The organism is Patescibacteria group bacterium, from assembly GCA_041651155.1.
Lineage (GTDB): Bacteria > Patescibacteriota > Patescibacteriia > CAIXNZ01 > CAIXNZ01 > JAPLYF01.
The window spans coordinates 32,585-52,201 of sequence record JBAZJU010000006.1; the positions used below are offsets into that span (position 1 = coordinate 32,585).

19 protein-coding genes and 1 tRNA gene are annotated in these 19,617 nt (G+C 35.2%); 19 read left to right on the forward strand and 1 reads right to left on the reverse strand.

The window, feature by feature from the left end:
* Positions 1 to 39 precede the first annotated feature (39 nt).
* From WC460_04945 to dusB, 9 genes are all read left to right on the forward strand, one after another.
* Positions 40 to 936: a radical SAM protein gene (locus tag WC460_04945; GenBank protein MFA5188680.1), complete on the forward strand. Its 897-nt coding sequence runs from the start codon at positions 40 to 42 to the stop codon at positions 934 to 936.
* 54 nt (positions 937 to 990) lie between these two features.
* Positions 991 to 1,839: a radical SAM protein gene (locus WC460_04950; GenBank protein MFA5188681.1), complete on the forward strand. Its 849-nt coding sequence runs from the start codon at positions 991 to 993 to the stop codon at positions 1,837 to 1,839.
* 11 nt (positions 1,840 to 1,850) lie between these two features.
* Positions 1,851 to 2,744 (forward strand): radical SAM protein, encoded by an 894-nt coding sequence (locus WC460_04955; GenBank protein MFA5188682.1) that lies wholly within the window; start codon positions 1,851 to 1,853, stop codon positions 2,742 to 2,744.
* 2 nt (positions 2,745 to 2,746) lie between these two features.
* A complete protein-coding gene (locus tag WC460_04960) occupies positions 2,747 to 4,228 on the forward strand; it encodes a prepilin peptidase (GenBank protein ID MFA5188683.1) in 1,482 nt (493 codons plus the stop codon).
* Between the two features lie 57 nt (positions 4,229 to 4,285).
* Complete coding sequence (locus WC460_04965) at positions 4,286 to 4,612, forward strand: hypothetical protein (protein MFA5188684.1); 327 nt, start codon at positions 4,286 to 4,288, stop codon at positions 4,610 to 4,612.
* Between the two features lie 52 nt (positions 4,613 to 4,664).
* Positions 4,665 to 4,928, forward strand: coding sequence for a hypothetical protein (locus tag WC460_04970; GenBank protein ID MFA5188685.1), 264 nt, complete (start codon positions 4,665 to 4,667; stop codon positions 4,926 to 4,928).
* An 86-nt stretch (positions 4,929 to 5,014) separates the two neighbouring features.
* On the forward strand, positions 5,015 to 6,391 hold the full coding sequence (gene cysS, locus WC460_04975; protein ID MFA5188686.1) for a cysteine--tRNA ligase: 1,377 nt from the start codon (positions 5,015 to 5,017) through the stop codon (positions 6,389 to 6,391).
* 23 nt (positions 6,392 to 6,414) lie between these two features.
* A complete protein-coding gene (locus WC460_04980; GenBank protein ID MFA5188687.1) occupies positions 6,415 to 7,575 on the forward strand; it encodes a DUF3883 domain-containing protein in 1,161 nt (386 codons plus the stop codon).
* 120 nt (positions 7,576 to 7,695) lie between these two features.
* Positions 7,696 to 8,640, forward strand: a complete 945-nt coding sequence (gene dusB, locus WC460_04985) for a tRNA dihydrouridine synthase DusB (protein MFA5188688.1) — start codon at positions 7,696 to 7,698, stop codon at positions 8,638 to 8,640.
* Here the strand turns inward: dusB and WC460_04990 are convergent.
* Positions 8,637 to 9,572, reverse strand: coding sequence for a magnesium transporter CorA family protein (locus WC460_04990; protein MFA5188689.1), 936 nt, complete (start codon positions 9,570 to 9,572; stop codon positions 8,637 to 8,639). The two genes, dusB and WC460_04990, sit on opposite strands and share 4 nt — an antisense overlap.
* 210 nt (positions 9,573 to 9,782) lie before the next feature.
* On the opposite strand from WC460_04990, the gene WC460_04995 reads away from it, so the two are divergent.
* From WC460_04995 to WC460_05040, 10 genes are all read left to right on the forward strand, one after another.
* The gene (locus WC460_04995; GenBank protein ID MFA5188690.1) at positions 9,783 to 10,322 is read left to right on the forward strand and encodes a hypothetical protein; all 540 of its coding nucleotides are present in this window, start codon (positions 9,783 to 9,785) and stop codon (positions 10,320 to 10,322) included.
* 9 nt (positions 10,323 to 10,331) lie between these two features.
* Entirely contained in the window at positions 10,332 to 12,887 is a 2,556-nt protein-coding gene (locus WC460_05000) for a type IV secretion system DNA-binding domain-containing protein (GenBank protein MFA5188691.1), read from the forward strand.
* 123 nt (positions 12,888 to 13,010) lie between these two features.
* On the forward strand, positions 13,011 to 13,595 hold the full coding sequence (locus WC460_05005; GenBank protein MFA5188692.1) for a hypothetical protein: 585 nt from the start codon (positions 13,011 to 13,013) through the stop codon (positions 13,593 to 13,595).
* A 120-nt stretch (positions 13,596 to 13,715) separates the two neighbouring features.
* On the forward strand, positions 13,716 to 14,252 hold the full coding sequence (locus tag WC460_05010) for a sigma-70 family RNA polymerase sigma factor (GenBank protein MFA5188693.1): 537 nt from the start codon (positions 13,716 to 13,718) through the stop codon (positions 14,250 to 14,252).
* Positions 14,245 to 15,000, forward strand: coding sequence for a DUF5667 domain-containing protein (locus WC460_05015; protein ID MFA5188694.1), 756 nt, complete (start codon positions 14,245 to 14,247; stop codon positions 14,998 to 15,000). The genes WC460_05010 and WC460_05015 overlap by 8 nt, the downstream gene beginning before the upstream one ends.
* A gap of 156 nt (positions 15,001 to 15,156) precedes the next feature.
* Entirely contained in the window at positions 15,157 to 15,777 is a 621-nt protein-coding gene (locus WC460_05020; protein MFA5188695.1) for an alpha/beta hydrolase, read from the forward strand.
* A 209-nt stretch (positions 15,778 to 15,986) separates the two neighbouring features.
* A complete protein-coding gene (dnaX, locus tag WC460_05025) occupies positions 15,987 to 17,660 on the forward strand; it encodes a DNA polymerase III subunit gamma/tau (GenBank protein MFA5188696.1) in 1,674 nt (557 codons plus the stop codon).
* A 96-nt stretch (positions 17,661 to 17,756) separates the two neighbouring features.
* A tRNA-Gln gene (locus WC460_05030) sits at positions 17,757 to 17,828 on the forward strand.
* A 176-nt stretch (positions 17,829 to 18,004) separates the two neighbouring features.
* The gene (locus WC460_05035; protein MFA5188697.1) at positions 18,005 to 18,904 is read left to right on the forward strand and encodes a phosphotransferase; all 900 of its coding nucleotides are present in this window, start codon (positions 18,005 to 18,007) and stop codon (positions 18,902 to 18,904) included.
* 13 nt (positions 18,905 to 18,917) lie between these two features.
* Positions 18,918 to 19,610, forward strand: a complete 693-nt coding sequence (locus tag WC460_05040) for a class I SAM-dependent methyltransferase (GenBank protein MFA5188698.1) — start codon at positions 18,918 to 18,920, stop codon at positions 19,608 to 19,610.
* Positions 19,611 to 19,617 lie beyond the last annotated feature (7 nt).

A 19,617-nucleotide genomic window follows, 5' to 3' on the forward strand; every position in this document is an offset into this window, starting at 1 on the left:
CAACCATTTTATACCCCACCTAAAGTTAAATATACCGATATGAGAAACATTGAGATTAACATTGGCAATAGCTGCAATAATGAATGTCTTTTTTGTATGGTGGACCACTCCAGCCGTGGTTTTGTTGCTTATAAAACAATTGAAAAAGAGATTATCAGGGCAAAACAAAATGGTTTTGAGTCCATTGGTTTTTTAGGCGGGGAATTTACCTTGCATCCTGAGGTTTTAAAAATTGTAAAACTAGCCAAGATTTTAGGTTTTAAGATTATTCACATCATTAGTAATGGCCGTAAATATCAAGATGAGAATTTTGTCAAACAACTAATTAATAATGGCGTTAATCGCTTCTCAGTTTCAATCCATAGCCATAAGATGGAAGTTGAAGATTATTTAACGCAAAGGCCGGGAGGATTTGCAGAAAAAATTCAGGGCTTGAAAAATTTGGTAAAAATGAATCAGCCTGTTTCAGCTAATTTAGTCATCAACAACTTGAATTATCAGGATATTGCGGAAACTTTAAATTTTTTAAACGGGCTAGGAATTATTGATTTTCGTTTGAATTTTATCTGGTTGCATGGCCGGGCTTTAGCTAACCAAAATTTATTTCTTAAATTTAATGACTTTTTGCCTTTGGTGGATAAAATTATTAATCTGGCAAAAGAGAAAAATCTTACCATTGCTTTTGAAGGAATACCCGCTTGTTTAATTAAAGATAACAATAAATTGGATTACATCGGCGAATTAAGAGATTTAAAAACAGAAGTGGTAGCTTTTAATAATCCGCAAAAAGAAAGAGAAAATTTTAATTGGCAGGAAAGGAAGACCAATGAATTTAAAATTAAGCATGAAAAATGCCTGGAGTGCGTTTATAATAATTCTTGCGAGGGTGTATGGAGAGATTATATTAACTTCTTTGGCTGGAAGGAATTTTTTTAAATATCAATCCGAAGAAGCGATTGGCCAATCGCTTCTTCGGACAAGTTTTATCCTATGTCTTTAATCCGCTTAACAAATTTATGCAATGCAAAATGTTTATTCTGCAATTTCCCAGATGATTGCCGAGTTTTAAGTTTGGACGAAGCAAAAAAAGAAATTGATACTATTACTGATGATTCGGTTGCTTTTACTGGCGGTGAGCCAACGATTCATCCGTTTCTTAAAGAGACAATTAGTTATGCCAAGCAAAAAGGGATTAAAAACATTGAACTGCAAAGCAATTGTTTTTTGCTTGAAAATTTAGATTTGGTTAAGGAATTAAAAGCATTGGGTTTGACCGGAGTTTTTGTTACAGTTCATTCTGAGCAAAAAGAAGTTTTTGAAAAAATCACCCAGGTGCCCGGGAGTTTTGAAAAAGTTTTGCAAGGAATCGCTAATTTAATTTCCTTAGGGGTTAAAGTGCGAATCAATATTGTTATTAATTTTTTAAATTATAAGAATCTAGAAGAAATCACTAAATTTATTTACAGCCAATTTCCACAAATAAAAAGTATTGATTATTCTTTTGTCGTACCGGTTGAAAAAGTTTTAAAGCAGCCAGAATTATTGCCAAAAATAAGCGAGGTTGTACCATTTTTAAAAAAAGCCTTTAAATATTGCCAGGAAAATAAAATTAGTTTTTCTAATCCAGGCTGTGGCCTGCCTTTATGTTTTATTCCCGAATATAAAGAAAATAGTTTGGAATATAATTTTTTAAAAAAACAAATAGAAAATGGGTTAATTTCTGATAATCGTTTTGAAAAGATTAAGTTTGCTAAATGCAAAACCTGTGAATTTGATGAATTTTGTCTGGGCTTTTGGCCAAATTATGTTAAAATTCACGGTGAGCAGGAATTTATTTAATTTTATTATTTATGGACAGAGTTGATATAAAAATCGGCTTTAAGTGCAATAACAATTGCCAGTTTTGCGTCCAGGGTGAAAAAAGGTATAAACATGAGAACAGAACATTGGATGAGATTAGGAACGCTTTAGCAGAGGCCAAAGGACAAGGCGCCGCAGGCGTGGTTTTTACCGGAGGTGAGCCGACCATTCATCCTGATATTTTGGCAGCCGTAAAATCCGCCCGTGATTTGGGTTTTAAAAATATCCAGATTCAATCAAACGGCCGGATGTTTGCCTATTTGGATTTTTGCAAAAAGTTAGTTTTGGCCGGGGCAAATGAATTTTCCCCGGCTTTGCACGGCTCAAACCCAGAAATCCATGATGAATTAACCAGCAGTCCTGGCGCGTGGCAGCAAGTGGTGCAGGGGATTAAAAATTTAAAATCACTGGGGCAGCATGTTTTGACCAATACAGTAATTAATTCTGAAAATTATCAGGATTTGCCAAAGCTGGCCCAGCTTTTTGTTGATTTGGGCGTTGACCAATTCCAATTTGCCTTTGTCCATATTTTGGGTACGGCAGAAAAAAATAAAGATTGGATTGTGCCAAAGATGAGTGAAGTGATGCCTTTTGTAAAACAAGGCTTGGAGATCGGGATTAAGGCAGGGAAGGTTGTGATGACTGAAGCTATCCCTTTTTGTTTAATGCAGGGCTATGAAGATTTTATTGCCGAAAGGATAATGCCTGAAACAAAAATTGTTGATGCCGAAGGCGTAATTGAAAATTTTGCTGACTATCGTTGGAATCAGGGGAAAGTTAAAAGGGAAGAATGCAAGGTGTGTAAATTTTTTAAGCTTTGCGAAGGCCCCTGGAAAGAATACCCGGAAATTTTTGGCTGGGATGAATTCCAGCCGATCTTATAAATATGCAAAATCCATTTGAAGTTATTTTTTTAGCTTTTTTATTTATCTTTGGCATCATAATCTGCTATGAGGATTTTAGGTTTGACAAAATCAGGAATAAATGGATTAAATGGGGTTTTATAATCGGCGTTGCTTTGTACTTGTTGCAGATTATTTATTTAATTTTTTCATCTCAAACAATTGAATTGCATAATTATTGGCAGATAATTTTAAATACCTTGATTGCCTTTGTTTTGGGGTTTACCCTCTGGTATTTTAAGCTTTGGTCAGGAGGTGATGCGAAACTATTTACTCTCTTTGTTTTTTTACTGCCGATCAGCTTCTATTCTGAATGGAATTTTATTTATTGGCCGCCTTTAAATTTATTGATAAATATTACAATTCCGATTTTTATTTATTTGCTGATTAAATTTTTACTTTATCCCTTTCAATTGCTGATAAATTATCTAAAAAATCCCCATTTACTTAAAGAATATTATCGCAATTATAAAAGCAGGAATAAGCTTGATAAGAAAAAAATCAATGAATATTTGGCTGCGGCCTTGAGCTTTGTTATAATTTTGATATTTTTTCAAATTATAAGAGTGCGGTTGGGCGATTTTTTGCATCCTTATCTCGGCAGCCTGATGATTGCTTTTTACTTTTTTATGGGTTTTGTAGTTTTTCAGCCCTTGCGGAAATTAATGCAAAAAAGAATTATTTTGGCTTTAATTTCAGTGATTGCGTACTTTGTGGCTGGAATCATATTTTTTCGTAATTTGGTTTTCGCTGATTTGCACAATTTATTTGCCGTGCAGTTAATTTTTATGCTTTCTTATTATTATATCTTCAAATACGGCAAAGCCCTGATTATGTTTTTGTATAATTCAGCTGAAGTAAGAATGATTCCGGTAGAAGAACTGCAGGCCGGAGTTTACATTAACAAAGATTATGTCAGTAATGTTTTAGGCAATCGTTTTAATCTGGAAAATTTTAAAAACAGCCTGGATGCAACTTTGGCTAATGAGGACAAGGAACAATTATGGAGCCTGCTTAAGCAAAAATCAGACAAAAGCCATAAGGAAAAACAATATATTCAGCTGGTTGCTTATTTGAATCCGCAAAGTTGGCCGTATTTAATCAAGCAAATTTTTCAGATAAGAAAACAAAAAAAGGCTGGCCAAGACCTGTTGGAAAAAATTTCCGCCAAGTTAAATTTAGAACAAAAATCAGAATTAGAAAATATTTTAAATCACACGGATGAATTTAAAAAATTTTTAAAGTCAATTCGCGGAAAATTAACTGCAGAGCAAGCAGACAAACTAAAGGCCATGATAATGCAAAGAAACGAAGAGATTAAAGCCCATGGCTTGCAGCCGATTGATAAAATTATTTTGCATAAAACCTTTGCTTTTGCGCCTTTTATGCTTTTGGGCGTGATTATAACTCTCGTCACAAAAAGTTCTTTAATTCATTTAATTTACGTTTACATTTTGCACAAGTAGGCCTTTACATCTATGGGTTTTAAGCCTATAATAAAGATATCAAAATTAATTAAAGATATGGAAAACGAACAAAAATATTTAACTAAAACTGAATTAGCTGAATTTACTGAAGAAACTTTATTGCCGGCTGTGGAAAAAATTGTTGATGATAAGCTCGAGGAAAAACTAGAAAATAAGCTAAATGCAAAGTTTGGTGAATTTAAGCATGAAATAAAAAGCTATATTGATGATAAGCTAGCTGATACAAAAGGCGATATTATAGCGGTAATAAAGGGCGAAAAGGAAAGAGACAGGAGTTTTAAAGAAAAAGTGGTTGAAATTTTTAAAAGAAATAAATTGGCAGATAGAAAGGAAGCTGAATTATTAGAATCTTTGATTCATTAAGCTTGTATTTTAAAGCTATAAAAAGGATATAAATTTGATTAATTTAAAATATATGTTAGAAAAAAATGATTTATTACAACTTGAGCAACTTTTAGATAGAAAGCTGGATGAAAAATTAGATGAAAAGCTTGATCCTATCATGCAAAGGCTAAATTCTATTGAGGAAGAAATTGCTGATATTAAAATAATATTAGCGAGAATTGATAAAAGGACAGATGAGGATGTTAGTGCGGCCTATAAAGAAATTGAGAAATTAAAAGATAGAGTCAGCGACTTAGAAAATCAAGTAAAAATGCTTAAAATTCAAAGTGCTTGATTTTTTATTTAGTCATAGTATCTTTAGGGCCTCTTTAATAGAGGCTTTTTGATTTTTTTTAAAATTTAAGTTAAGATAAAAGTATTATGATAAAGCTATACAATACTTACTCTAAAAAAATTGAAGAATTTAAAGCCCTAAATGACAAAAAGGTGAGCATGTACACTTGTGGCGTGACTGTTTATGATTATGATCACCTTGGCCATGCCTGGACTTATACTTACGCAGATTTATTGCGCCGGATGTTTGAATATAATGGCTATAAAGTAAAACAAGCCTTGAATATCACAGATGTCGGGCATTTAACCAGTGATGCTGATACTGGCGAGGACAAGCTGGAGAAAAAAGCCCGCGAACAGGGCAAAACAGCCTGGGAAATTGCAGAATTTTTTACTAAAGTTTACTTAGACAATCGCCAGAAATTAAATCTGGAAAAACCAGAGATTATTTGCAAGGCCACAGATCATATCAAAGAAATGATTAAATTAGTCCAGGTTTTGCTGGATAAGGGTTATGCTTATGAAATCAGCGACGGCATATATTTTGATACTTCAAAATTTAAAGATTATGGCAAATTATCAGGCAATACCTTGGCCAGTTTAATGGAAGGAGCCAGAGTTGAAATCAACCCAGAAAAGAAAAACCCGACTGATTTTGCTGTCTGGAAATTCTCATCTCAGAGCCAAAAACGCCAGATGGAATGGCAGGCTTTTGGGCATAAAGGTTTTCCAGGCTGGCATATAGAATGTTCTGCCATGAGCATGGCTTATTTAGGCCCATCTTTAGATGTGCACACTGGCGGTGAAGATAATATCTTTCCCCATCATGAATGCGAAATTGCCCAGTCAGAAAGCTCAACTGGCCAGAAATTTGTGGACTATTGGTTTCATACCAGATTTTTATTAATTGAAGGCCAGAAAATGTCCAAATCCTTAAAGAATTTTTTTACGATTAAGGATCTTGAAGCTAAAGGTTTTTCTGCTTTGGATTTGCGCTATTTATTTTTAACTGCTCATTACCGCTCCCAGCTGAATTTTACCTGGCCAAGTTTAGAAGCAGCCAAAACCGCGCGCCAGAAAATGAATGATTTTGTTTTGAGCATTAAAGTTAAAGGCAAAGTTAATAAAGAATACAAGGAAAAATTTACTGAAAAAATTAATAATGATTTGGATTTGCCAGGGGCTTTAGCCATTGCCTGGCTAATGATTAAAAATAATAATATCAGCGCCGAAGATAAAAAAGCGACTCTGCTTGATTTTGATAAAGTCCTGGGCTTGAATTTAGCCAAAGTGAAAAAAGAAAAAATTAATATTACCAAGGATGTTGAGAAATTGGTTAAGCAAAGGGAAATTGCGCGCAAAAAGAAAGATTTTAAAAAATCCGATGAATTAAGAGATAAAATTGAAGGTTTTGGTTATTTGGTTGAGGATACCGCCGATGGTTCATTAGTTAAGAAAAAGTAAATTTAAAGAAGTAAACAAGTTGTATGGATTTAGAAAGCTATAAGAAATTAGTTGAGGAATTAGATGATAAAATTGGGAAAAAAAGAAATTCGATTAGAATATTATTTTTCATTGCTTTATTCATAGTTTTGTTTATTTTAGCTAATAAATATTCTTGGGCTGAAACTTTGGGCTGGAAGTTTGCATTAGCTTTTATTTATACTTGCTATCCAGGCTTTATGCTATGGGCTCCATGGGATTTTAACTGGATTTTGCAGTATTTTAAAAGCTATAGGGAATTATTGCAAAAAATAAAAAGTTATAAGGAGGAAATAAAAAAAATAGAAGAAACAAATAAAGTAGTGAAAAATAAGGAAGGGATTGAGAAGCTTGAAAGATTGAGAACTGTTTATTCAGAAATTTTTAATAGAAGAATAAGCGTTGAATCTTTGGAAGAATATGAGGAGTTTATTAGTATTGATAAAGATTTGTCAACCAATAATTATTACTTTGATTATGAGACTCGTAGGAAATATGAATTACTGCACAAATATTCAAAACAATTACAAGAAAGAATAATAAATTTTAATCAAGATAAAAGAATCGGGGTGGTAAAAACGTTTATTGGTATAAAAAATGAAAATATTTCTAATGAATCTGATGTAAAAATAAATTTTAATGCTGAACAAAAAGTAAGATTAGTAAATATTGAAAGTTTTAAAAATAAATATAAGCAGTATAAGATTCGAGACGGAAAAGAGGATTGGAGGTCTGGTAGAAAGATCAAAATTGATTATTTAAAGAAAAATTTGCAAAACATTAATCTTGGGTTACAAGGCGAATTAATTGTATTGGATTGGGAGAGAGATAATCTAATTCAATGCGGTCTTAACAATTTAGCTGAAAAAGTTCGGCACATATCGCAAGAGCTTGGAGACGGAGTAGGATTCGACATACTTTCTTATGACGAAAATGGTAACGAAAAATTTATAGAAGTAAAAACTACAAAAAGTGGCATGAATACTCAGTTTTATTATTCTGAAGGTGAATTGAATTTTATTAATAATACACAAAATTATTATTTATATCGTTTGAATTTAGAAAATGAGGATGAAGCGGAATTGACGATTATTAGTAAGGACGAATTTTTGAATAAGTTTGAAGTTTTACCTTATCAATATAGTGTTAAATTTAAAAATGAATGACAAAAATATAAAACTTATGTAAAATGTCGCACTTTAGTTCGACTAAGCTCAATGTAAACTTTTGACTAAGTTCTGAGCTGGCCGAATGACCAATGTGGCATTTTTTTGATTTTATAGTTTATGAAAAAGAATTTCTGGAACAATTTAAAAAAGCCGATTATTGCTTTGGCGCCAATGGCGGGAATTACTGATTCTTCTTTTCGGCAGATTTGTAAAAAGTTTGGCGCAGACGTAGTATATTCGGAAATGATTTCCGTTGACGGCTTGAATTATTTGTCAGCAAAAACTTTTGAATTGCTTAAATTTGAGCAAAAAGAAAAGCCAATCGTTATTCAGCTATTTGGTTCTAAACCTGAATTTTTCGCCAAAGCAGCCCAAGTAGTGCAGGAAGTCGGAGCTGACGGGGTGGATATTAATTTTGGCTGTCCGGCGCCCAAGGTTTTTAAATGCGGCGGGGGAGCGAGCTTAATGAAAGATTTGGATTTATGTTATGAAATTATTAAGGCAACTTGTTCTGCGGTTAAAATTCCGGTTTCCATAAAAATTAGAAGTTCAGTTGGCAAAGTCACGGCTTTGGATTTGGTTAAAAAGATTAAGAACTTACCAGTAGCAGCGATTATGGTTCATGGACGGCGTTATGAGCAAGTTTTTAGCGGGGAAGTTGATTTGGCTATGATCAAGAAAGTAAAAGAAAATTTCAGGAACATTGTTTTGGGTAATGGGGGAATTATAAATCCACACAAGGCCAAAGAACTGTTGGTTCAGACCAAAGTTGATGGTCTTGGTTTGGCTCAAGGTATTTTGGGTAAACCCTGGCTGTTTAAGCAAATTAAGGATTATTTAAAAACTGGCAAGTTTAAGGAAATTAAATTAGCTCAAATAAAAAAAGTCGCTTTGGAACACGCGGCTTTGAATTATAAATTAAAAGGCAAACAAGGGATTTTGGAAATGCGCAAGCATTTGGCTTGGTATTTCAAAGGTTTTAGCGGAGCCCATGATTTACGGCAAAAATTAATTCAGGTAAATAGTTTAAAAGAAGTCAAAGACATTTTAGGCAATCTTTAAATCCATTTTTTACCTCTAAAATAGAAATACATCATAAGAGAGAAAAAGAGCATTAAGCTTAATATTTTCCAAAAATCCAGATATGAGCCGGCAATGGGCATATGGTTGACATTCATGCCAAAAATTGCCGCCATTAAAGTCAGGGGAAAAACAATTACTGAAAAAATAGTCAGGGTTCTCATGATGTCATTTAATTTAAAAGTAACTAAGGAGCTATTAGTATCTTCCAAAGCATTAATCGTTTGTTGATAATTTTCCAGTAAGTCCCAGATATTCTGGGTATGGTCAATCAAATCATTGTAATAAGATTGTATCTTGGCCGCCTGGCCATTGAATAGATTCATTTCCTGCTTTACCAATTTTTGTAAAACTACCCGGTGGACTTGCATGATTTTGCGGAAATAAACAATATTTCTTTTAACTACTAAAATTTCACTGACCATTTCGCGCTCTTTGCCGGCAAAGATGTTTTTTTCAATATTGCTAATGTCCAGGCTGATATGATCAAGCATGGGGAAAATGGAAACATAAATGCGATCCAGAATCTCATAAAGCAGCATGGCCGGCGAATTATTCAGATATTTTTCTCTGGTTGCCTTGGCAGTCAGGCAGGCATCAAAAAGATCTCGCAGCGGCTGAAGCTGGTTATAATGAATGGTGATTAGATCATTTTTAGCCAAATAAATATCAATCTCAGCTGGCGTTATCTCTCTTGTTCTGCGATTATAAACCGGAAAAAGTAAAACCAAAAAGTAATAATTTGGCCTGACGTTTAGTTTCGGCCTTTGGGCATGTTTATGAGAATATGAATCATCCAGATCAAGCTGGTCAAATTTATATTTTTTCTTTAAATTTGAGATTTCTTTTTCTGAAGCATTAAGGATGTTAATCCAGCTTGATTTTGAGCCATTGATTATTTGGGTTTGAGGCATGGGTTTTATTTAATATTTGTTTGAATATATTATAGCATAGAAAAGGAATTAGCTATAGGTTTTTAGTCGGGGCAACCAGTTTAGTCTTCCGGCTTATGCCTTAAGTTCTTGATAAAGACCAGCTACTATTTACCAAGCTGGCAGTTAAGACTTATAACCAAAGCCCATTTTCTTTTTTTTCCCAAAATATGCTATTATAAATACAAGTTTATGCCCCAGAAAATAACAGATATTACCAAGAAAATTGAAGATCCTCAGGAGAAAGAGGTTAAAATCCAGCCAGAGCATACACAAGAAGCTCCGCGCATAATTGAAGTTGAAAAAAAAATAGAAGCCGCGCCTTCTGCTGAAATTTTGGTTACCCAGATTGTAAAAGAAGAAAAGGGAGAACCGCCTGTTTCTGCCGGGATCAGACAGGCGCCGGCCGAACCGGTAAAAAGCCCCATTCTGGAAAAAATTGAAGATGTTTTGCAGGAAGATTTGGAAGATATTTATTTTCAGCTGACTCCGGAAAAACAGGAAGAATTCAGGCAAACAGGCGAACAAACCGCCTCACAAATTGCGGTTTTAATGGGCGCAGTTAAAATTCAGGTCACTAAAATATTAGGCCTGATTATCAAATGGCTCAGAATTATACCTCACGTCAATAGATATTTTTTAGAACAGGAAGCAAAAATTAAGACTGATAAGCTTATAGAGCTTAGAAATAAGGGAGAGATTATTAGTCCTGAAAATCAAAACAAAATCTAGTAAAAACAAATGGATAATTTTTTCATTCAATTAGCTAATTTTGAAATCAGCGGCCCTAAATTATACATCCTTTTAGGCTTAGTTATATTTGTCGGTGTTTTGATCCTGTGGCTGCTGTTTTTTTTAATTAAAAAAATATTAAAGAAAATTTTAAAAAATTCAGCCAGCTTTAAGCAGGCAGTACTTTTAATCCAGGTGCCAAAATATGAAATCGTGGAAACAGGCGAGCGGACTCAGCCAAAAACCCAGGAAGATTTAGCAGAAAAGATTGCGACCATGGAAGCCTTTTTTGCCAATATCGCAGGTTTGCCGGCGCAGAAAGGCTTGAAATACGAATTTATTAACCGCACTGATCATTTATCTTTGGAAATAGTTTTGAAAGATGGCTTGATTTATTTTTATGCGGTGGTGCCGCAAAATTGGAAAGATTTTATTGAACAGCAGATAATGGCCCAGTTCCCCAAGGCTTTTGTGGCAGAAGTAGAAGATTATAATATTTTTAGCCCGCAGGGCGTGATAGCCGGCTCTATGCTCAAATTCAGGAAAGAATATATTTACCCTATTAAAACTTATAGAAAATTGGAAACAGATTCTTTGAATGCTTTAACCGGCGCCTTAAGCAAACTGGATAAAAATTCAGGCGCGGCTATTCAGGTCGTGCTCAGATCAGCCAACCCCAAATGGCATAGGTGGGGTCGCCAGGCTGCTTCAATCGCGCATCAGGGCAAAAAAGTCAGCGAAGCAATCTCAGAAGCAGGGGGCAGTTTTTTCTCACTAGATAAAATCTTAAAGTTTTTTCAGGGCTGGAGCAGTCCGCCAAAACCTGTGGCAGGTCAGGAGCCGCTCAAACCTTACCAGTTGTCTTCCCTGGAAGAGGAAATTCTGAAAGGCATTGAAGAAAAATCAGCCAAGGGCGGCTTGGAAGCAAACATCAGGGTCATTGTCTCCGCAGAAAATCAAGAAAAGGCGAATATGTATCTGGAAAATATTTTAAATAGTTTCGGCCAGTTTAATATTTATGAATACGGCAATGCTTTTAAAAGATATTCACCGAATAAAAATAAATTAATCAAAGATTTTATTTTTCGTGAGTTTGATGATAAAGCTAAGATGATCATGAATACAGAAGAGATCACCTCTGTTTATCATTTTCCTTTGGGTCACACTGAAACGCCGAATATCATCTGGTTGCAGGCCAGAAAAGCTGCTCCGCCGGCTGAATTGCCCAGCGAAGGACTTTTAATCGGCTATAATGATTTTCGCGGCATAAATAGAGAAATACGCTTAACAGATGATGATCGCCGCCGCCATGTTTATATTATAGGTCAAACTGGTACTGGTAAATCGCAGTTGCAAATTAATATGATCATCCAGGATATTGCTAATGGCAAAGGCGTTTGTTTCATTGATCCTCATGGTGATACAATTGACACGATCATGCAATATATCCCCAAAGAAAGGGCTGAAGATGTAATTCTTTTTGATCCTTCAGATACGCAAAGGCCAATGGCTTTAAATATGATGGAATTTGAAAATCCTGAACAAAAGACAATGGTGATAAATGAAATGATGAATGTCTTTGATAAATTGTATGATTTAAAAACAACCGGCGGTCCGATTTTTGAACAGTATATGAGAAACACCATGCTTTTAAACATGGAAGATCCTGAATCAGGCTCTACTTTGTTAGAAGTTTCCAAAGTTTTATCAGATGAAGATTTTAGAAAATATAAATTGTCCAAAACCAAAACTCAGGTAGTTAAAGATTTCTGGGAAAAAGAAGCAGAAAAGGCAGGCGGTGAAGCTGCTTTAGCTAATATGGTGCCTTATATTACTTCCAAATTAACTTCATTTATTGCCAATGACGTGATGAGGCCAATTATCGCCCAGCAAAAAAGCGCATTCAGCTTCAGAAAAGCCATGGATGAACAAAAGATTATTATGGTGAAATTGTCTAAGGGCTTGCTTGGCGAAATTAATGCTAATTTATTAGGCATGGTAATTGTGGGGAAAATCCTTTTGGCTGCTTTAAGCCGAGTAGACCAGCCTGAGGCATCAAGAAAAGATTTTTATTTATATATTGATGAGTTCCAGAATTTTTTAACTGAGGGCATTCAGGTGATTTTATCAGAAGCCAGGAAGTATAGATTGTGCTTAACGATTGCCCATCAATTTATCGGCCAATTGGTAAAGAATAATGACACGCGATTTAAAGACGCGATTTTTGGCAATGTGGGCAGCAAAGTAGCTTTCCGAGTAGGCGTGGAAGATGCGGAAATTTTTGCCAAAGAATTTGCGCCGGTTTTCAACCAATATGATGTGATGAACGTGCCGAATTTAAACGGCTTTATTAAGCCTCTGATTTTGGGCAAAGTTGTGCCGCCTTTTAGTTTTCAGCTGATGCCGTTTGAAACAAGGCCAAAAGCTAATCCTGAATTAGCCCAGGCCATTAAAGAACTTTCCCGTTTGAAATACGGCCGAGACAGAAATATTGTGGAAGCGGAAATTATTGAAAGAACAAAAAAGACAGTGGCTAAAGAAGAAAATGAGGATATCTTCGCTTAAGGAGGTTTTATGAAGTTTTATGACGTTTATGATGCTGCATAAAACCAGAAGCAACCTCATAAAACTTAATATAACATTATATAACCTCATATAACCTAAACAATATAAATAAAAAATAAACCCATGAAAAACAAAAATCAAAACTCAGAGTCAATTATTTTGTCGCAAAGCAAATATCTGCTGATCCAAAAAATTTTAAGGAACATCCATGAGAATTTGGGCAAGGTTATCCAGATTTTAGAACAAGGCCCGGAAGAAATGGAAGACTGGGACAATTCTTTACAGGGAATTTCTCAGACTTTAAAAGAGGCTGAAAGAGATTTAGAGGTCATGGGTGGAGAAAGAGTAATTGAAGGTGTTTTTGACGGAGAAAAAATGATTGGACCCGATGGCCAGGAATATGCCGTGCCAGCCAATTATGCTTCCAAATCAAAATTAGTTGAAGGCGATATTCTAAAATTAACGATCAATGGCCGGGGGGATTTCCTTTATAAACAAATAGGCCCGGTGGAAAGAAAAAAGATCCTGGGTACGATTGGTCTGGATAAAAATGGGGATTATTTTGTAGCTGCTGAAAAAAAGAAATGGAAAGTACTGCCAGCCAGTGTCACTTATTTTAAAGGCCAGCCTGGCGATGAAGCAGTAATTCTGGTGCCTAAAGATGCTGTCAGTAAATGGGCGGCTGTGGAAAATGTGGTAAAAAAGTAAGTCAAACCACAGATTTTTTATCACAGATAACACTGATACATTTAAATCCCGGGGAACTGGGATTTTTATAACTGTAACAAAAATTTGGCTTTGGCGTTTAATAAGTTATAACGAAAGATTATGAATCTTTCAGAAAAAGAAATACAAAATTTAATATTGCAGGCCCAGCAAGGGGACCAGAGTTCTTTTACGCAAATTTATAATTTGTTTTTTGAACGTGTGTATAAATTCATCTTTTTTAGGACTAAAATAAGGGAAGAAGCTGAAGATCTGACCAGCCGCGTTTTTCTGAAAGTCTGGCAGAATCTGACTAAATATAAAGAGCAAAAAACAGCGAAATTTTCCACTTGGCTATTTCAAATCGCCAGGTTCACAGTGATTGATTATTATCGGCAGGCAAAAACTAAAGTTTCTTTGACTGAAGTTGAAAATTATATTGGCAGTGAATTTAATCAAGCTGAGCAGGAAATTGCCGAGGTTAAAAGGAGCATCCATAATTTGCCTGTTGAATGGCAAAATATAATCACGCTGCGCTATTTTGATGGTTTGGATTATGCGCAGATAGCTAAAATTACAGGCAAAACTGCAGTCGGAGTACGGGTGATTGCGCATCGGGCGATAAAAAGATTGGGTAAATTATTAAAAATATATGAATAATAAAAAAGCCAAAATTGAAAATTTATTAACCAAAACAAACCAGCAGTTTGTAGTTTTAGATTTGCCGCAGAATGCCACCAGAGACAAATTAATGCGGCAAATTAATCAGCCTGTAACAAATTTATCAGCCGATCGATTAAATATAGGCAAAGAGCTTTTTAAATTAAAAATTTTTAGATTGGCAAGCTCTGGCACAATTGTTTTGGTTGCCATGCTACTTTTAGGCGGTTCAAGTGTTTACGCAGCGACCCAATCATTGCCCGGCGATATGCTTTATCCGGTCAATAGAAAAATAGAGGATTTTAATCTGGCCCTGGCCAGAAATCAGGTCCAAAGGCATCAGATTATTATTATTCATTTGCAAAAACGGGCAACTGAATGGGAAAAAATAAAAGCCCACAATAATGATGTTCAGGTTTTAACAACTCAGGAAAAGCTGGCAATGGAAAACATGAAAGCAGCTTTTGCTCAGACTATTAATGAGTTGCGGGCACAAAAGCAAAATTATCTTAATGATAATTTTGACCAATTAACCGAGAAACAGCAATTTGAGCAGGAGATTATCAGAATGAATGAGATTATGGTCCAGCATCTGCAATTTTTAAAAAATCGTGAAAGTGAAATTGAACAAGGCATAAATTCCGTGCAGGATGATAAAAAGGAAATTGAAGATTTGGTTAATTCAATGAATGCGCAGATGGCTGAACATAAGCAGATGATGCAGGCAGCCCAGATGATTTCCCAATAATTTTTAGCAAAAAGGTCGAAAAATAATAATATTTAAGCATGGCAAAGAATTCCCTTGGCAAATGTCCGGGGATTCTTTGTTTTTATTCGCCTTGATTTTCTGATCCGTTTGGCTTAAAATAGAGTTAGACGCAAAGATAAAAACACTCAAAATAATATGCCTAAAAAAGAAACTCAGATATTTTATATACATGGAGGAATGACTTTTAAAAATAAAAGGGATTATTTGCATTTTTTAAAAAACAGAGATGTAACTATCGAAAAGAAGATGAAGTGGAGCGACGCCTACTTGGAAAAAAAACTAGGCAGAAATTTCCAGATTATAAGACCCAGAATGCCACTTCAGGATAATGCTAAATATTACGATTGGGCGACTCACTTTGAAAGATATATCCCAAAATTAAAAAACAATATTATTTTGATTGGCGAATCTCTTGGCGGTATATTTTTGGCCAAATATTTATCTGAAAATACATTTCCCAAAAAGATAAGGGCAACATATTTAATCTGTCCTCCATTTGACAACTCGCTTCCGGGCGAAGATTTGGTTGGCGGGTTTACTTTGAAAAAAGATATATCAAAAATCGAAAAAAATTCTAAAAAGCTTTATCTGCTTTTTTCAAAGAACGACCCCGTGGTTCCTCCGTCTCAAGCTAAAAAATATGCCGCCAAGTTAAAAAATGCAAATATTATTATATATGACCACATTGCAGGACATTTTCAAATATCTGAGTTTCCAGAAATTATAAAAATTATTAAAGCGGATGTAAGAAAGTAGTGTTTTTATTGCAGCAAATAACAAGTTCTATCGGGTTCCAGGAATTTGCCATAATACAATATATAAAACCCCGGGAAACTGGGGTTTTTCGCCCTTGCTTTTATCCCATAATTCGCTTAAAATAGAGTTATCAATTAAGAGCTAAAACGTTAAAATCTCTAAACTTATACACATTTAGCTCCTCTTAAACCTCTAAAACCTATTATCACATGTCTTTAGCTTTATACAGAAAATACAGGCCGCAGACCTGGCAGGAATTAACCGGCCAGAATCACATTAAAGTGACCTTGCAGCATGAAATTGAAACTGGCAAAGTTAGCCATGCTTATCTTTTTACTGGCCCGCGCGGGATCGGTAAAACTACCACGGCGCGGCTTTTAGCCAAGGCAATTAATTGCGAAAAGCGCCAGGAAGGCGAAAGCGAACCTTGCGGTCAGTGTGATTCATGCTTGGAATTAACTGCTGGCAATGATTTGGATATTTTGGAAATAGATGCAGCTTCGCATACAGGAGTTGATAATGTGCGCGAGAATATTATTGCCAACGCGCGTTTTACTCCTGCTAAAAGAAAATTCAAAGTGTTTATCATTGATGAAGTGCACATGCTGTCAATCTCGGCTTTTAATGCGCTTTTAAAAACCCTGGAAGAACCGCCGGCTCATGCCATATTTATTTTAGCTACGACTGAAGTGCATAAAGTGCCAGCCACTATTATTTCCCGCTGCCAGAGATTTGATTTTAAAAAAGTTAATGCTGATGATTTAATTAAGCGCTTAAGCTGGATGTGCCAGCAGGAAAACGTGAAAGTCACTAGTGATGTCTTAACTGATATCGCCCGCTTTAGCGAAGGTTCTTTGCGCGATGCTGAGAGCTTGCTCGGACAAATTCTCTCGCTTGGTGAAAAGGAAATTGGCAGGGCAGAAGCCAGCTTAATCATTCCTGCTTCAAATTATAATTTGGTTCTAGAGCTTGTTGAATATTTAGTCTATAAAAATTTGGAAGCCAGCATTACCTTAATTAATAAATTAGTGCAGGAAGGCGTTGATCTTAATAAGTTTGTTGATGACTTGGTGGAATTTTTACGCAAAATAATTTTGGCAAAAATCAGCGGAAGTTTAAAATCGTATTCTTTTGAATTGGATGAAAAAATGGAAAAAGCCATACTGGAGGTCTCGCAGAAATTTGAAGCGGCAGAACTGGTTGATTTGATTAATTCATTTAGCTCAAAAAAATTTGAAATAAAAACAGCGGCTATTCCTCAGCTGCCTTTAGAAATCGCAGTGATAGAGTATTGCGGCAAAGGTTCCTCCTTTGCTTCTGGCGAAGCTTCGGAGGACAAGAAAGATGGGAAATTCCCGCCGGGCGGAGGAGCAATTTCAGGCAGCAAATTGGCAGACAAAGGAAAAGAAAATACAGGTGGTGCGAACAGCGCCACTTTAAAAAATTCAATTTCTGTGAATAAAGGCGACTTAAACAAAAAGATAAATATAAGTCTTGACAAAATAAAAAATAAATGGCATAATTTTTTAGTAAAACTCCAGGAGACCAATGCATCTTTAGTTTTTATTCTAAAAGTATCAGAACCTTTAGAATTAAACGGTAATATCTTAAAGATCGGCTTTAAATATCCTTTTCATGAACAGCGTGTGAACCAGGCTAAAGTTAAAGACGCAGTGGAAAATATTTTAGCAGAATTTTTTAATGAGCAAATTATTGTTGCGACCAGCCTTTTGCCCAAGGATTATGAAAGTGATTTTATTAAAGAAGAAACTAAGTCTGATGAGGTTGAATTAGTGGAAGAAATATCCAGCCCTGTTAACGGTGAACAGCAAGCTATGATTGATAATTTGGTTAAGACGTTTGGAGGGAAGGTGGTGGAATAAGTTTAAAATTCAAAGTTAAAAGTTTAAATTTGCAGTTCAAAATTAAAAATTTTAATTTTTTTGTCATTTGTTATTTGTCATTTGATATTTCTATATTGGGGAGTAGCCAAGTGGTAAGGCACCTGCCTCTGGAGCAGGCATTCGTAGGTTCGATCCCTACCTCCCCAGTCCTATATTTATCCGCAGAAGGTATGCTTAAGCGCACATTTTTTCTCTTGGCAAGAATGATTTATGTTCAACAATATTTTATAAACGAATTAATATATGTCTATCGATAAGGAACTTAAATGTTGAAATGGCGCTGATATCAATTTAAAATTCTAACCGAATCGTAAAATTATTTTATGCCCGAAATAAAGAGACCCGATATCAGTGAATTCAAAAATTTCGTTCTGCTCCGCGCGATAAGCGATAAACTTTTATTATCTGATATTCAATTAAAAGAAATTCAGTCCAACATCTTATTGGTTAATGGGACGAATAAGTTGGGACAAAAAGAAAATTTTATTTTCAAAAAGCAACGTAATCGCAGTCCGTTACTTGGGGACAATACTAACAATAGAGAGGCGCTATTTTATCATGTCATGGCAGATGAGGTCACTTTTGATTTACCGCGGTATTTCGGGAGGGTTAATGATTTTGAAGTTTTTTCTTTTTTAAAAAAAGATGAAATGGAAATTAACACTGAGCAGATGTTAAGTCCGCTCGAGAAATTGCAGAGAATTGGCATTGCAAAACAGGACAAGGTCATGTTTGCGGGGGAATACAGAGACAAAGACAAAATTATCCATTTTATAGACAAATTGCTTATTGATATTAGGAGGAATCCTTTGTTAAAGCCGACTGCGGATAAAATTTCTGAGAATATGGATTTATTTGTTCAAGCAATTGATTACTTGAGCCAGTTACCCCAGGTTTTTGTTCATGGAGATTACTGGAGAAATAATTTGATTGTTTCGAACGGAAGAGTATATATTATTGATTGGGAAAACTGTCAGATAAATAACAACTACTACGATTTAACAACGTTATTCTATACTGAAAAAATCATGTTTGCTAATGAAAAATTTGATCCGACAATAAATGGTCATAATGACATTCGGGCGATGGATTATAATTTTTTGCTTCAAACAGTATCGCAAATAATCCCGGAATTGGCGGGAAAGAAGGGTTCCCCCCACGACTGGGAGAAAAATTGGCTCGATGCCTTTATTGATATTATGAATAAATACGGTGTAAAATAATAAACTTATTTTTATGATTAGAGCTACAAATCTTTTGTCTAAATACTATGGGGAGACAGGCGGATACCTGAGGGAGCATGACACATTTTTACGTTCGGCGGATATCAAAAAGGATCTGCTTTTCTTAATTAGGGCGCTTGATATAAAAAAGAGTGATGTCATTTTAGATATTGCTTGCGGCCAGGGGCGTCATAGCAACGCTTTGGCGGAAAAGGGTTATCAAGTAGACGGTGTTGATTTTTCCCAATACTTGCTTGATAAGGCAAGGGCAGGGGAAAAAGAATTATCAAGGGGAAGACCTAATTATTATAAAGCTAATGTTGAACAACTAAATTTGAAAAAAAAGTATAGCAAAGCCTATTGGTTTTTTTCTGATTTGGCGGATATTGATTTGCCCAAGGCAATTGTCTCTATAAGTCATAATATGAAAGTAGGGGGAATGGTTCTTCTCGACACGGATAATATTTTCAGAATCCTTGCCTACCTTTCTAAAAATCACGATTCGGGTTTTGATTTTGACGCTAGCCGCTTGGAGCTTATTGTTAAAAAAAACAATTTGCGCATAAAATACCCCGTCTTACCTTTGTGGGAACAATGGCTGAGGGCATCTGGTTTTTTCATTAAAGATTTTTGGGGAGATTATAAATTTAGCAAGTATTCGGTTAAAAGCCCCAGATTAATAATATTAGCAAAAAAAATCGCTTAGGTTCTTG